Below are 13,620 nucleotides of genomic sequence, written 5' to 3' on the forward strand. Positions count from 1 at the left end.
TGCGCCCTGCCGAGTTCCCGGACGCTCACTAAAGAACATGCTGCCGTGAATGCGGCAACTCGGGCTGGCAGAAGACATGCACGCGTTAAGGTTCCTGGGGCCGGGGTGCTGACTCCAGCCGCCCCGGCCGAAGAGGGCGTCGCCGCGGACAAGCGCCCCGTCCCTACGTCCGATACTGCAACCCTCGGAGGAGGCGTCCCTGCCCACGAACGTCCTCAATTCGCCTAGTTGCGGATGCGAGCGGCTCAGGCACAGGTGACTGTTGAAGGCGTGACTGCAGCAGCCGGAAGCACTTGCTGCTCATCAGTAGGCCCGCGGATGCTCAGCCCGGGTCGCCGTAGTAGCCCTCCTCCTCGCCGAGCAGCAGCGGCACGTCATAGACCGACAGGTCCGGCCGGGCCCGCGCGTACCGCACGCGGTGGCGCCATCGTCCGTGTTCGAACGCCACGTCGGCGTCGATCTCCGCCACCACGGTCGGGTCTACCTGCACGTACGGCAGCGGCTCTGGCCGGTCCAACTGGCCAGACCAGGACGCCGGCAACGGATTCGGCCACGGGTGCGCGACCGCACCACGGCGCGGCATACGTGGCAGCGAAAGCTGCTCGGCCAGCGCCGCCCGCTGATCGGTGGTCAGTGGGTGGGAGCGACCGGTATACCGCAGCCGTCCCCGCCGGTCGAACCGGCCGAGCAGCAGCGCCTCCGGGCGACTGATGCTGCCAGTAACCCCGCCGACGATGGCCTCCGTGACCATGCGGGTACGGAACTTCGACCAGCCGCGGCGACCGGGCTCGTACCGGCCCGCCAGCCGCTTGCTGACCACGCCCTCGATCCCCACGGCGACGGTCCAGTTCAGCAGCCAGTCCGACACCTCCCGCATATCGGCCGTCTGCGGGCTCACGGTGAGCTGCGCCGGGGCGCCGGCGAGCAGCCGCTCCAGCCGGGCCCGCCGCCGCGCCAGCGGCAGGTTCAGGATCACGCGACCACCGACGTCGGCGAGGAGATCGAACAGCACGTAATGGGCAGGGCACTCGCGTGCCATGTGCAGCACAGCGCGGCCGGCGGTGACGCGTCGCTGCAACTGCGCGAAGTTGGCCCGGCCACGCTCCCAGACGATCAGCTCACCGTCCAGCACCACACCGGGCGGGACGGCCGCCCGGACTGCCCGGGTGATGTCCGGGAAGTAGGTCGTCAGATTCCGGCCGGCCCGCGACTGCAAATACACCCCATCCGCCTCGCGGAAGGCGATCGCCCGCCACCCATCCCACTTCGGCTCGTGCACCAGATCCCGGCCCTCGGGCACCGCGTCGACCGGCGCCGCAAGCATCGGCGCAACCGGCCGACGCAGCACCGGTTCCGCCGCCGCACCCACCCGCGCCCGGCCGGAACTCACCTCCAGCCCCGCCCATGAGCCCCTCTCATTTCCGCCCCCCTACGTCATCGTGGGAGGCAACCGGCTCGCCTCGGGCGGAGATCCGCGACAACGAATGCCGCAGTGGTCACAGCACCGCCATCGCCGGACGATCCAGCGCAGGAGGATGCACTCCCCCTGTTTCAAAGCACGTCCAATCTGCGCGGGCTACCGACCACCGCTGTCACCTCGTGACGGTGCCAGCGGCCGGGCTGCCGGATGAGGTCCTGGCAGTGCTCGCTCTTGGAACCCGTTCCACATACGCACAATTCGCCTGGTTCCAGAAGTGCTAGCACATTCAGTCATGATCAGGGCGTTTTACACAGCGGCGAACGTTTTCCACAGCATCCGATCCCGGGCTGGCGAGCGACGGGTGCCGAAGGTGAACCTGATCCGGTCGGCGAGGTCACCGCTCGGCTGCTGGCCACGGCAACGTGCAGGTGGAGCAGCCTCGGCCGCAGGCCACCGACGACCGGTCCCCGCAGCGAACAGTTGCGGGGACCGCGCCCTCCCCCGCGCCCATCCGGGTCCGGCGACACAGTCTCGTACGCCGCGTCCCGCCTTCGCCAAGCACGTACCGTCGGAGCGTGGACGTGCTGCTACGCGGCGGGCCCGGTGACGGCCAGGTGGTGCCCGGCCGCGGGGAAACCGTCGTGTGGCAGGCCTGCCTGTACGAAATCACCACCGAGTACGGCCACCGGCACGGCCGCGATCTACGGGTCTACCGGCACCGCGCCGACTGCTGCGAACCGTACGGCCGAGGCGCCGAAGACCGTTGCGAATGACCCACCGGCCCCGGCGCAGGCCGACTTGCTCGCATCACCCAGCAAGGACGGATACGAAGACTCGTTCCTGCCCAGCGGCCACACCGCCGGCACCGCAGAGGAAGCACTCGACTGCGCCTGCGGCCTCTACCTCAACGACCCCACCGCCTGGACCCAACCCCCGACGAATTAACGCCAGTCAGCACTTAGCAGGTGTGTGAGGGTCAGTTCGGGTTGGCGGCGTGGGTGAGGGTCTCCCAGGCTATGAACAGGTTGTTCGTGCCCTGCGGGCGGCGACTGTCGGTGTACGTCTGCGTGTTGGCCATGGCGATGCCGAGCCGGAAGTTGAGTGCGTTGAAGCCGACCTCGGTGACAGGGCCGAGGCCCAGGCTCACGGAGCCGCCGCACAGCCAGGACGGCACGGCCGTGCCGATTTCGTACTTGGTGTGCAGGCCCATGGCGTGGCGCAGCCGGTCCTTGACCTCGTTGTAGACGTCGTCGCCTTGGATGCGGGCGGTCTCGGCGACGTGGGAGATGGAGGAGATGCCGTAGCCGGTGTGGGTGAAGTCGCGGCAGGTCTCCTGGGTGAGGCCGTCGACAAAGGTGCTCTGCCCCTGCCAGAAGCTGATGATCTCTGACGGAGTGTCGATGCTGGTGCCGGCCGGCGGCACCGGGTAGGGGCCGTCGCTGGTGAGGTAGATGTAGGCGGGTACGCGTGCCCGGAACTTGGCCATCGCGGCGTTGTAGACGGCGCGGTCGTCGAGGAAGATCCCGATGCCGATCGCGGCCTCCATCATCACCAGTTCCCAGTTGCCGTTGTAGGTCGGCATGCCGTTGACGATCTCGGGCAGGTAGACGTTGCGCAGCATCGTGGCGAAGCGTCCGGCGTTCGGCCAGCTCGAGTAGGTGTGCTTGATGATCTCGGCGGAGCGGGCCCAGACGGCCCCGGACCAGCCGGTCTGCAGGGGGGCGTTGGAGTTGGTGTGGTCGGTGATCACGGCCGACCAGGCGTCCATGAGCGCGATCGCCTTGGACGCGTACCGGGTGTCGCCGGTGATGTACCAGATCAGCGCGTCGGTGTAGGCGGCGATGGCGTCCTGGCGCTCGTCGGTGCAGCCGAAATTCGGGTTGGAGATGGGGCCGCATTCGACGACGGCACGCGGCATAGGCGTGCGCGACAGCGAGGCGTAGGTGCTGGCGAACATCTGGTCGTAGGCGGCCTTCCAGGGCTGGGCGGCCGAGTTGACCTTGGTGCGGATGAAGTCGAGTTGGGCGCGGCTGACGAGTACGCCGGGGTGGGCGAAGTTGGCGGGTGGCGGGGTGCTCGGCAGGGTCCATTTCTGGTTGGCGTTGCCGCTGCAGGACCAGATCTGCAGGGCGGTGCCATCGGCGCTGCTCTGGTTGGTGGCGTCGAGGCACTTGTTGGACTGGGGGTTGACCAGCTCGTTGGCCGCGGTGGCGGTCCACTGCTGGGCCCCGGTGCCGTTGCAGTCCCAGATCTGGACCTTGGCTCCGTTGGCAGTGGAGCCGGAGGCGACGTCCAGGCACTTGCCGAGGGCGCGAACCGTGCCGTCGGTGCCGGTGGTCCACTGCTGGGCGGTGGTGCCGTTGCAGGTCCACAGCTGCACCTGGGTGCCGTTGGCGCGGCTGGCCCCGGCGACGTCGACGCACTTGCCGGCGATGCCGTTGATCGACCCGGTGGCGGCTGCCGCGGGTGAGACGGAGACGGTGAGCAGGGTCGCCGCGGTGGCCAGCACGGTGAGCAGTGCGACGGCCCTCCGGCGGTGGCGTGGGGTGATCAATGGGTCCATGGGACGGGCTCCGGAGGCCGGAGTGGACGGAGGCGGCATCCACTGGTTCTGTCAGGAAGGCTGGTGACAGATCTTTAGCAGTCGACGTGGCGGTTGTCAACCAAGGCGCATGCCGCAACCTTGGACGGATTCCAGATTGGAGATCTGGTTTACGGAAGTTGACATCCGTATGCGGATGCGGTGTGATTCCCCGCCCAGCGAAAGGCAGTCTGTCTTCCACTTCGCCCTCACACAGCGGCGTCAGCCACCCCGGCACCCCTCACCACCTGGAGGATCCATGAAGCGGCGTACCCTGCTGAGCGCTTCCGCGGCGCTCGGCGCCACCGTCTCGCTGGGCGTCGGCGCCGCGCCCGCCGGGGCCGCGCCGTCCGACCAACTGCCCAGCCGGGCCGAGGTGCTCGCGGCCATGGCCCGCGTCAACGACTACTGGATCGGGACCCACGCCAACCCGGGCGACAACGGGTGGGCGCGGGCGACCTACTTCAGCGGCAACATGGCGCACTACCGGCTCACCCGAGACGCCCGCTACCTGAACTACGCGGTGGCCTGGGCCGAGCAGAACGGCTACAACCTGATCGGCGGTGCCGCCACACGCTTCGCCGACAACCACTGCGCCGGCCAAGTGTACCTCGACCTGTACCAGGAGCTCGGCGGCGCATCCAAGATCGCCGTCATCGAGGACAGCCTCACCCGCATGGTCAACTCGACCAAGCGCGACGACTGGTGGTGGGTCGACGCCCTGCACATGGCGATGCCGCCGTTCGCCCGACTCGGCGCGCTGCGCGGCAACACGAACTACTGGCTGGCGATGTACCAGCTCTACCACCACACCAAGCGGCTGCAACTCGACACCGCCGGCCGCGCCACCGGCCTGTACAGCGAGGCGACGCCGCTGTGGTACCGCGACAACGGCTACGCGATCGACGGCCCCCAGCAGTTCAGCTCCAACGGCCTGCCGATGTACTGGTCGCGCGGCAACGGCTGGGCGGTCGCCGCGCACGCCAAGGTGCTGCAGTGGATCCCGCTGTCCAACAAGCGCGGACCCGAGTACGCCAACACCCTGCGGTCCATGGCCGCCGCGCTGGCGCCCCTGCAGCGCTCCGACGGCTTCTGGAACTCCAACCTCGGCGACCCGGCGCACTTCGGCGGCCCCGAGACCACCGGGACCGCGTTCCACGCGTACGGCATCGCGTACGGCATCCGGACCGGGCTGCTCGACCGCGCCGCCTACCTGCCGATCGTCGCGCGGGCGTGGAACGGGATGCTCGCCACCGCCGTACGCGCCGACGGCTTCCTCGGCTACTGCCAGCCCGTCGGCGCAGCACCGGCGCCCACCGACGCCTCGCAGACCGCCGACTACGGCGTCGGCGCCTTCCTCCTGGCCGGCACCGAGATCGCCGCACTCACCGCATAGCGGTCGATCGCGACACCAAGGAGTCGGCAGCTGGTGCCGGGACCCACCATGACCCGGCCGTCGTCGTCGTGGGGACGCGGCCCGCTGCCGGCACGACCTCGGCCTGTGCCCTGAGCGGCGGGTCCGCGGCGGCGCGGGAAAAGACGCGCTGGGTGAACCAACCTGCGAACACGCGCGTAGTGGGTGCAGTGCTGGTCCCCTCCCCTCATTCGTCCGGAGGCCAGTCTTGATCACTTGCGGAAAGGATGCTAAATGCCGTCTAAATTTGGTCGGCGCTCACCGGTCGTCTATCCCCTGTTCGTTGCTGCTGCGGCATTGATAACGTGTACGCTGCTGGCCGGAGGTTTGACGGTAGGGTCGGCGAGTGCGGCGGCCTCGTGCATTCCGTCGGGAACAGATGCGAATATTCAGGCAGCACTCACCGGGCCGGGGTCAGTGGCGGAACTGTGCCCTGGATCCACTTTCAATCTCTCTAAAAGGATCATCTTCAACGCTCCGAACCAGAAGATAGAGACGCAGGGGCTGCCGACCGACAACACCCGCGCACTTTTGAAAATTGTCGGCAGCGGTCTCACCGGGGCCATCCACGGAGTGCACTTGAACGGCCTGACCGTGCAGAATATTCAGATCGACGGGCAGCGTCCGCAACTCGGACTGGTGCCCGACGAAGCCGAGGCCCTCATGGAGATGGGCGGTGCCTCGACTGGCCAGGTAATCCAGAATGTTTACGCGCATGACCCGCGGGGCTGGTCGGCACTCCACCTGATCGGCGCAACCACGGGCCCCGACGGCACCGGCGACCAGCTCTGCCAGAACGCGCTGGTTCAGAACAACAGCTTTGGTCCGAATGGCACGCCTGACGGGCATTGGGCCGATGGCATTTCATTTCAGTGCGCGAACAGCCTGGTCCAGGACAACACCATCACGGATGCGACCGATGGCGGCATCGTCGTCTTCGGAGCCACTGGGTCGACGATCCGGAACAACACGATCATCGCCAAGACTCAAACCCTCCTCGGAGGCATCAATATGGTTGATGCCGGAGACTACACCGGCACAACCGTGACCGGTAATGTGATCGACGCCCAAGGCGCGCTCATCAAGGTCGGCGTGGGCATGGGACAAAAAATCTGGGGATGCGGAAACCACCCCGCTATCTCCGGCGCGTTGGTTACCAACAACACCCTTCAGGGCCAGCACATGGGCTATGGCTTTGCAGTGAGCGACGTGACGAACTGGACCGTTACGGGAAACGTGGACAACTCCACACACGTGGGCTACCTCTCCGCAACGACGTGCGACGGCGTACTGAAATCCGCCCCCAGTGGCTTCCAGAACGCCTCGGCGACGAACAGCAACCTCCAGCCCGAGTTCGTTTCCGGTCAGCAGTTGACCGGGTTGCTCGGCCTATCGGAAAGGCCTACCACAATCAGCCTGCGAGCCCGCGCCAACGGCAAGTTCGTGACCGCCGAATCAGGCGGCGCGCAACCTCTGATCGCAAACCGTGTTGCGGTCGGGCCCTGGGAGAAGTTCGATGTGACTTACCTGAGCGGCGGGTACGTCCGACTCCGCGCGGAGGCCAACAACAAGTTCGTCTGCGCAGAGAATTACGGGAATTCACCGCTGATTGCCAACCGTGACTCGGCGGGCACGTGGGAGACCTTCCGACTCGTGAAGAACACCGACCAATCAGTAAGCCTGATCGCGCAGGTCAACAACAAGTTCGTGACCGCCGAGTCAGGCGGCACGCAGCCCCTGATCGCAAACCGGACTACAAGCCTCGGCTGGGAGCGATTCGACCTGTTCGGCGCCGAATAAAGGGCCAGCACGCACAGAATATTCTGCGGGTCTGGCCAAAATTTTGGCAGACCCGCAGAATATTCTCACAGCCCTGAGGGGTCGGGCCGTTGGTCGCGTCAGGCGCCGAACCGGGTAATAGCAGCACAATGCTGCCCGCACAGTCGCCCCCGTTACCTTTTTGATCGTCCCCAGCCGGGGACTGCTCGGTCGCCCGGCCCGGTATGACTTACCGCCCCTGTCGTACGCATGATCCGGGGGGTGTTGTCCCCGGGTCGGGTGGCGTCGGCGGACCGCTGATAGGGACCCGGCCGCCCCGTGCTCGGGGTAGGTCTCCTCGTAACGTGGATGCCGGCAGTCCGGCGCCTGACCTGCGGCCGAGCCACAACGAGGTGGTGGGGAGGCCGGGAGTGCACGACGGGTTCGGCGTCTTTGTAGGACTCGACGTCGGCAAGGAAGGACATCACGCGGTCGCGCTGAGCCGCGAGGGTAAGCGGCTGCATGACGCCACGCTGCCCAACACCGGGGCGGGGCTGCGCAGGTTGTTCGACAAGCTCGGCCGGCACGGCCTGATCCTGGTCGTGGTTGACCAGCCCGCCTCGATCGGTGCGCTGCCCGTGGCTGTCGCCCGGGCGTGCGGGCATCAGGTGGCCTACCTGCCGGGTCTGGTCATGCGCCGGCTGGCTGACCTGCATCCGGGCACGGCCAAAACCGACGCCCGAGACGCGTACGTGATCGCGGATGCTGCCCGGACCCTGCCGCACACGCTGCGCCGGGTCGACACCGGGGACGAGGCCCTCGCTGAGCTGGAAGTCCTGGTCGGCTACGACGACGACCTCGCTGGTGAGGTCACCCGGATCTCCAACCGGATTCGTGGTCTGCTCACCCAGATCCACCCACCCCTGGAGCGGGTGCTGGGCCCGAAACTGCAGCATCCCGCCGTGCTGGAGTTGCTGTCGCGGTGCGGCGGACCGGCTGGGCTGCGCAAGGCCGGCCGCGCGAAACTCCTCGAGATCGTCAAGGCCCGAGCGCCGTTGTCCGGCGTTGGTTGGCGGTCAGGCTGGCTGGCTGCGACTACCACAGCCACAGCGCTCGGGGTGCCCTCCACTCCCGCTGTCCCCGCCACCCAGACGAAGGGTTCGTGTGTCGATGAGCAGCCCCATGCGGCCTCGGCTCGCCGGATGCTGGCGATCTGCGGTCGACCGGTGGAGTTGCTATCCGCACGTACGGAGTGGTCGCAGACATTCCTGAACATCGACGGGTCGCAGACGCCGGAGCAGACGATCGAGCCGACTCGGGTGCGTAAGGGCAACTCGTGGGCACCGATGGACACGACGCTGAAGGCGACGCCCGAGGTGTGGTGCCGCGGGCGACCGTCCTGCCCGTGCTCTTCTCCGGCAAGGGCACGGGTCCGTTCGTGCGGCTGCGCGACGGCTCCCGGAGCTGGCGTTGTCCTGGCCGGGGACGCTGCCACCGCCGCGCGGGCCTGGCCCAGCGCAGCACGTCGACGACAGCGTTGATCGCAGCCGGGTACAAATGCTCCGGGGCCAGTCGGTAGTCCACCGCCAGCACCTCGACATCGCATTGACATTGACAGGTGGAGCCCGGCGACGACGGTCAACGAACGGCTTACAATCCCGGGAGTGGTTGTTCCATTGGCCATCGGGGACCGACATCTGCCGGGCGCTGACGGGCCGATGAGATATGGCAGGGTCGAGAGTGCCTGCCCCTGGGCGGTTGCCCACAACCCGGCTCTGACCGCCGACCAGGACTCCGTCGACCTGTTGACAGTCACGACAGCACGAACCCGCTGACCGGGCTGGCAGGCGTATGGCGCGCCACAATCGGCGTGCTGACTCGCTGCCTTCGCGCCGACGCGTGACCAGTATTCTGGGCAGCCGCAAGCCCTCGCGGAACCCGCGAGGGCTTTGGTGTACCCGCTCGGACGCCTACGGTGCGATGTGGCCCAGCGCCCAACTGAGCATGGTCGCGTAGCTGTACGGCGCAGTCATGTGGGTGTTCAGGTCGTGACCGGTCGAGGGAACGATCACCATGTCGAAGGAGGTCGCGTTGGGGTAGAACATCATCTCGTTCTGCTTGACAATGGAATAGTTGGAGCAGTCGTACGCGTCCGGCGCGCAGAAGAGGGGGTCATGTTCGCCGAAGATATCGAGCACCGGAACGTTGACGTTCCGCGTGATGGCGGTCGACGCCGGTTCCAGGAACAGGCCGTTGCCGGTGTTGAGAGCTGGAATGGTGAAGGCGTCGCGGTTGGCATAGTCGACCGCGAATGCCTGAGGATCGGTGGTCGGAGCGTAGTAGAACAGGCTCGACCGGTCCGACTCAGGCAGCGAGATGTAGTTGCTGTCCAGGCCCAGCGGGGCGAACTTCGGGTCCTGCGAGGCAGGGATGATGATGGCACTGCCGAGCGTTGCAAGGCTCAGCGTGTGAGGGGCCCCTGTCGCGATGAACGCATCGACGTCGTGGTACCTTGAGATCTCCGCCCACCCGGCAGCGCTGCCCATGGAGTGGCCGACCCAGATCACCTTGCTGAATGCGACTGAGCCGATGGCACCCGCACGGAGCTTCGTGATCACGTGGTGGAGCGCCTCCGCGGCCGAGAAGATGGTGACCTGGCTGCCAGCCGGGTGGGAACTGTCCCCGGCACCGACGACATCCACTGCAAAGGTGGCGTACCCCGCCGCGACCGCGTAGTTCACGTACGAGTAGCGGTTCGGCTGGTAAGGAAAGTTCCAGTACGTCCTGTTGTAAGTGGCACCATGGACGAGCAACTGAACCGTCTTCGGTGTACCGAATCGTGGCATGCACAGCTCACCCACGACGGTCTGGTCGACTGGACCGCCCTCCGTCACCGCCACGGGGACGCTGTACACCGTGCAGGTGTTCGTGCTGCCCGGATATGAAGCGACAGCGGCGCTCGGCATCACGGTAGCCGCGAGCGCCACCATCGCCGCCGTAGCCAACGGCAGCCGCAATCTACTGGGGATCGTTGAGCCTCGCATGTGGTTCCTCCAGATTTGGATATCTCCCTTCAGGCAGGGGACTTCCAAACACGAGCAATAGTCAATACTTGTGAACGAAAAATCGGCCGACCAGCGCGCCGACCTTGACCGGCCGGTCGCCCAGATGACCACCTGGGCTACCGGGCAGGGCCTGACGGTGGACCGGGTGGTCACCGAGATCGGTTCCGCCCTCGATGGGCGCCGCGAGAAGTTCCTCGCGCTGCTGGCGGACGAGGCGGTGTCCACGATCGTGGTGGAGCACCGGGGCCGGTTCGCCCGGTTCGGTGCCGAGTACGTCGAGGCGGCGCTGTCCGCGCAGGGCCGCCGCCTGCTGGTGGTCGACCCGGCCGAGGTTGATGACGATCTGGTGCGCAACGTGACCGCGATCCTGACTTCGCTGTGCGCCCGCCTGTAGGGGCGTCGGGCCGCCGCCAACCGGGCCCGCCGCGCGATCGACGCCGCCACCGGCCGGGGGGCACCGGGTGCAGGTGGTGCAGGCGTACCGATGCGCGCTGGATCTGACCCCGTGCCAGGAGCGGGCGGTGCTGGCGAACGCGGGCGCGGCCCGGGTGGCCTATGAACTGGGCCCTGGCTCGGGGTGAAGGCCATCATGGACCAGCGTGCTGCGGAACGCACCTATGGTGTGCATGAGGAGTTGCTGATTCCGACAGTTGGGTGGAATCTCGCGGCGCTGCGGAAGGGCGTGGAACCAGGCGAAGGCGGACGTGGCGCCGTAGTGGCCGGAGTGTTCCAAGGAGGCGTTCAACACCGGCCTGGAGGCCCTGGCCTGCGGGTTGAAGAACTGGTCCGACTCGCGTACGGGTGAGCGAAAGGGGCGGCGGGTCGGGTTTCCGCTGTTCAAGTCCCGTCGCCGTAGCACGCCGAGTATCCGGTTCACCACGGGAGCGATCCGGGTGGGCCGGACCGCCAGCATGTTGTGCTGCCCCGGCTGGGCCGGCTCAAGCTGCACGAGTCCGCCCGCAAAACTTGCCCGCCGTCTGGAGGCGGGCACGGCCCGGATCCTGTCGGCGACCGTGCGCCGTGACGGCGGCAGGTGGCATGTCGCGTTCTGCGTCGAGGTCGATCGGGCCGAACGCACACCCTTGCGCCCGCGGGCGGTGATCGGCGTGGACGTGGGGATCACGCACCTCGCGGTGCTGTCCACCGGCAAAATGATCCCCAACCCTCGCCACCTGGATGACGCGGCCCGCCGGATGCGCCGTCTTGCCCGGCAGATGTCCCGCCGCGTCGGCCCCGGACTGGCGTACCGGTCAGCAGCCGTCGAGGCGGTGGGAACGGGCCCGCCGGCAGGTGGCCTGGGCGCACGCGCGGGTGGCGAACCTGCGCCGCGATGGCCTGCACAAACTCACCACCCGCCTGGCCCGCGAGTGCGGCACGATCGTGGTCGAAGACCTCAACGTGGCCGGCAAGCTCCGCAGCCGGCGCCTCGCCCGCCGCGTCGCCGACGCCGGGTTCGGTGAAATCCGCCGACAGGTGGGTCCTGCTGGCTTATTGCCTGGTTCATGCGGCCAGGGCGAGTCGGGCGAGGTGGCTGGTGCGGGTTCGGTCGAGGGGGTGACCGTTCCAGTAGGCGGTTAGCCGTGTCAGGTTGATCGCGACGGCGCTGAAGACGTTTTGCAGGTGGGTTTTGTCCAGGCCGCGGTAGCGGGCGTGGCGTATGCCGGTGACGTTGACGGCTTGGCTGATGGTTCCTTCGATGCCGGCGCGTCGGGCGTATTTGGCCTGCCGCCCGCACCGGTCCAGCCGCTGACCGTCGGGCGAGGGTCACCAGGTGTCGACGGCGCCGAGGTGTTCGCCCGCGAAGTGCTCGGGCCGGGGACGCACGTCCGCGATCAGACAGGCGATCTCCACCGGCGGCGGCAGGAAATGGTCATCATCACGGGTGTCCCGATAGTGCCCGAGTCCGATGGCGCGCATGAACGGCACGATCGCGTCGCGGCTCGTGCCCGCGTCGGCCGGACCACCGACCTCCAGCGCCTCACTCTCCGATTCCCATTCGTAGAGCGCCGAGGGTGTGCCATCAACAGACCAGCCAAGAAATTTCTCGCCGTCGTAGTTCAGGGCGCAGACGACTGCCTGGGTGCCGCGGGACATCTCGGCGATGCGGACGGCGCCGTCCATGCCGCCGTCCAGTTCGACGACCATCACCCAGTCATCGACCTGTGCCGTGAACACCCGCTTCGGCAAATGACCGTCCACGTCCTGAACCATCGCGAGGTCCGCGTACGTCACGGGTGCGATCCGCCCGGCGTCAACGCCCAGCCGCAGCAACGCCTCCCTGGCGGAGACACCCTGTACCAGCGTGATCGCGTAGTTTTCGTCGATGTCGAGCAGGTCGAACCAGTCGGCGGGCAATCCGCTCCCACGCGGCCGCGACGGCTTTGCGCGATCCTCCCGCTCACGTCGGGCGTACTCCCGCTCCAACTGGTCGAGCCTGGCTTCCTCGGCGGCGGTGCCGCTGCGATACACCTCCGAGCCGTCGTCCGAGACCAACACGACGTCGCCGTCGTCGCCTACGACCAGGGCAGAAACTGCGTACGCCGCCGGATCCACACGCCGTCCGGTAAATTTGGCCAGCACCGTCGAGTCGGTGCCGGTCCGCAGCACCCCGTCGTACCCGAGTGTCAGCTCCGAGCCGGGCACACCGGCGCGCCGCGACCAAACCGTCCCGCCGCGAGAGCGTTCGAGCACGGTCTCCCCGGCCGGGGTGCGCGACAGCTGATACCTGCCGTTTGGTGAGGTGAGCGTTCCGCCGAGACGCTGCCCCCGAGTCAGCCGGTCGCCGGAGGCCGCCTGGTAACTCGCGAGTTCGGCGTCCGTCAAAGGGTCCCGGCTCCAGCGCTGGAAACCGTCCGGATCCACCAGGACCAGCCGTCCGTCATTGGTCACTACCGCGGCGCTCACCCGCCGGTCGACGCCACCCGAGCGCCAGAGCGGGCGGCCACCCCCGTCCTCCAGCACCAGATATCCGTCGGACACCAGAACCAAGCGGCCAACGCCGTTCGGGACAGTACTAACCCCACCAAGGTGCTCGCCAGACGCCTCGCCACCTGCCGGTTGTCCCGCGGGCACCGCACTCGAGGTCACTGACAAGACCGGCTCCCCGAGGAAGGCAGAATCGACATGGTCAGCGACTGCACCCCAGCGGTGGACAAACTCCGACTCACCCTCAAACCCCGGGACCCTCCAGAGGTCACCGGCGCGTGCCCGGTTCCGCAAAGCCAGATCCCCGCCGCTGCGGTGCTCCAATGCAAAAGCACCATCCACCGACAAGAGCGACCCTAGCGACAGGGCCTCCCCGACTCGTAGAACGACCCGATCCTCAGCATCCACGTCTCCGACAACGTGCTGACCAGCCCCGAGGTTCAAACTCCCAAACTCC

At 67.5% G+C, this 13,620-nt stretch carries 12 protein-coding genes and 3 pseudogenes; 9 read left to right on the forward strand and 6 right to left on the reverse strand.

Features of this window, described 5'->3' with window-relative positions; all coding sequences use genetic code 11:
• Positions 1-322: 322 nt before the first annotated feature.
• On the reverse strand, positions 323-1,324 hold the full coding sequence (locus A6A27_RS41835; protein WP_073840203.1) for an ATP-dependent DNA ligase: 1,002 nt from the start codon (positions 1,322-1,324) through the stop codon (positions 323-325).
• A 671-nt stretch (positions 1,325-1,995) separates the two neighbouring features.
• Here A6A27_RS41835 and A6A27_RS41840 point away from each other — a divergent pair.
• Both A6A27_RS41840 and A6A27_RS44720 read left to right on the forward strand, forming a co-directional pair.
• A complete protein-coding gene (locus tag A6A27_RS41840; protein WP_073840196.1) occupies positions 1,996-2,193 on the forward strand; it encodes a hypothetical protein in 198 nt (65 codons plus the stop codon).
• A 25-nt stretch (positions 2,194-2,218) separates the two neighbouring features.
• Positions 2,219-2,365, forward strand: coding sequence for a hypothetical protein (locus tag A6A27_RS44720; protein WP_158074152.1), 147 nt, complete (start codon positions 2,219-2,221; stop codon positions 2,363-2,365).
• Positions 2,366-2,396: 31 nt separating this feature from the next.
• Here A6A27_RS44720 and A6A27_RS46750 read toward each other — a convergent pair whose 3' ends face one another.
• Entirely contained in the window at positions 2,397-3,983 is a 1,587-nt protein-coding gene (locus tag A6A27_RS46750; RefSeq protein WP_073840197.1) for a ricin-type beta-trefoil lectin domain protein, read from the reverse strand.
• Between the two features lie 277 nt (positions 3,984-4,260).
• On the opposite strand from A6A27_RS46750, the gene A6A27_RS41850 reads away from it, so the two are divergent.
• From A6A27_RS41850 to A6A27_RS41860, 3 genes and pseudogenes are all read left to right on the forward strand, one after another.
• Positions 4,261-5,397 carry a glycoside hydrolase family 88 protein gene (locus A6A27_RS41850; RefSeq protein WP_073840198.1) on the forward strand — a complete coding sequence of 379 codons (1,137 nt, stop codon included), beginning with the start codon at positions 4,261-4,263 and terminating at the stop codon, positions 5,395-5,397.
• A gap of 252 nt (positions 5,398-5,649) precedes the next feature.
• A complete protein-coding gene (locus A6A27_RS41855; RefSeq protein WP_083673277.1) occupies positions 5,650-7,215 on the forward strand; it encodes a right-handed parallel beta-helix repeat-containing protein in 1,566 nt (521 codons plus the stop codon).
• Positions 7,216-7,604: 389 nt separating this feature from the next.
• A pseudogene (locus tag A6A27_RS41860) lies at positions 7,605-8,324 on the forward strand (IS110 family transposase); the annotation flags it as partial.
• Here the strand turns inward: A6A27_RS41860 and A6A27_RS47930 are convergent.
• Together A6A27_RS47930 and A6A27_RS41870 are read right to left on the reverse strand one after the other, a co-directional pair.
• On the reverse strand, positions 8,269-8,766 hold the full coding sequence (locus A6A27_RS47930) for an alpha/beta hydrolase fold domain-containing protein (RefSeq protein ID WP_198940688.1): 498 nt from the start codon (positions 8,764-8,766) through the stop codon (positions 8,269-8,271). The pseudogene A6A27_RS41860 and the gene A6A27_RS47930 overlap by 56 nt on opposite strands.
• Positions 8,767-9,143: 377 nt before the next feature.
• A complete protein-coding gene (locus A6A27_RS41870) occupies positions 9,144-10,073 on the reverse strand; it encodes an alpha/beta hydrolase (RefSeq protein WP_158074153.1) in 930 nt (309 codons plus the stop codon).
• A 16-nt stretch (positions 10,074-10,089) separates the two neighbouring features.
• On the opposite strand from A6A27_RS41870, the gene A6A27_RS44725 reads away from it, so the two are divergent.
• The 4 genes and pseudogenes from A6A27_RS44725 (at position 10,090) to A6A27_RS47045 (ending at position 11,816) form a co-directional block, all read left to right on the forward strand.
• Positions 10,090-10,278 (forward strand): hypothetical protein, encoded by a 189-nt coding sequence (locus A6A27_RS44725; protein ID WP_158074154.1) that lies wholly within the window; start codon positions 10,090-10,092, stop codon positions 10,276-10,278.
• Positions 10,279-10,296: 18 nt separating this feature from the next.
• Positions 10,297-10,629: pseudogene (locus A6A27_RS41875) on the forward strand (IS607 family transposase); the annotation flags it as partial.
• A gap of 520 nt (positions 10,630-11,149) precedes the next feature.
• Positions 11,150-11,407: pseudogene (locus tag A6A27_RS47935) on the forward strand (hypothetical protein); the annotation flags it as partial.
• Between the two features lie 142 nt (positions 11,408-11,549).
• Entirely contained in the window at positions 11,550-11,816 is a 267-nt protein-coding gene (locus tag A6A27_RS47045) for a hypothetical protein (protein ID WP_274534636.1), read from the forward strand.
• On the opposite strand, the gene A6A27_RS41890 is transcribed toward A6A27_RS47045, so the two are convergent.
• Positions 11,739-11,981, reverse strand: a complete 243-nt coding sequence (locus A6A27_RS41890) for a transposase (protein WP_198940689.1) — start codon at positions 11,979-11,981, stop codon at positions 11,739-11,741. The two genes, A6A27_RS47045 and A6A27_RS41890, sit on opposite strands and share 78 nt — an antisense overlap.
• 21 nt (positions 11,982-12,002) lie before the next feature.
• The coding region (locus A6A27_RS41895; RefSeq protein ID WP_206745072.1) for a DUF6461 domain-containing protein at positions 12,003-13,620 on the reverse strand (1,618 nt) is incomplete at its 5' end.

Origin of the sequence: Micromonospora sp. CB01531 (assembly GCF_001905095.1) — a bacterium.
GTDB lineage: Bacteria > Actinomycetota > Actinomycetes > Mycobacteriales > Micromonosporaceae > Micromonospora.

What these genes read in the sequence shown, in the direction of transcription:
- A6A27_RS41835 (WP_073840203.1), bottom strand. Translation starts at nt 1,324, where the DNA reads ATGCTTGCGGCGCCGGTCGACGCGGTGCCCGAGGGCCGGGATCTGGTG.
- A6A27_RS46750 (WP_073840197.1), bottom strand. Translation starts at nt 3,983, where the DNA reads ATGGACCCATTGATCACCCCACGCCACCGCCGGAGGGCCGTCGCACTG.
- A6A27_RS41850 (WP_073840198.1), top strand. Translation starts at nt 4,261, where the DNA reads ATGAAGCGGCGTACCCTGCTGAGCGCTTCCGCGGCGCTCGGCGCCACC.
- A6A27_RS41855 (WP_083673277.1), top strand. Translation starts at nt 5,650, where the DNA reads ATGCCGTCTAAATTTGGTCGGCGCTCACCGGTCGTCTATCCCCTGTTC.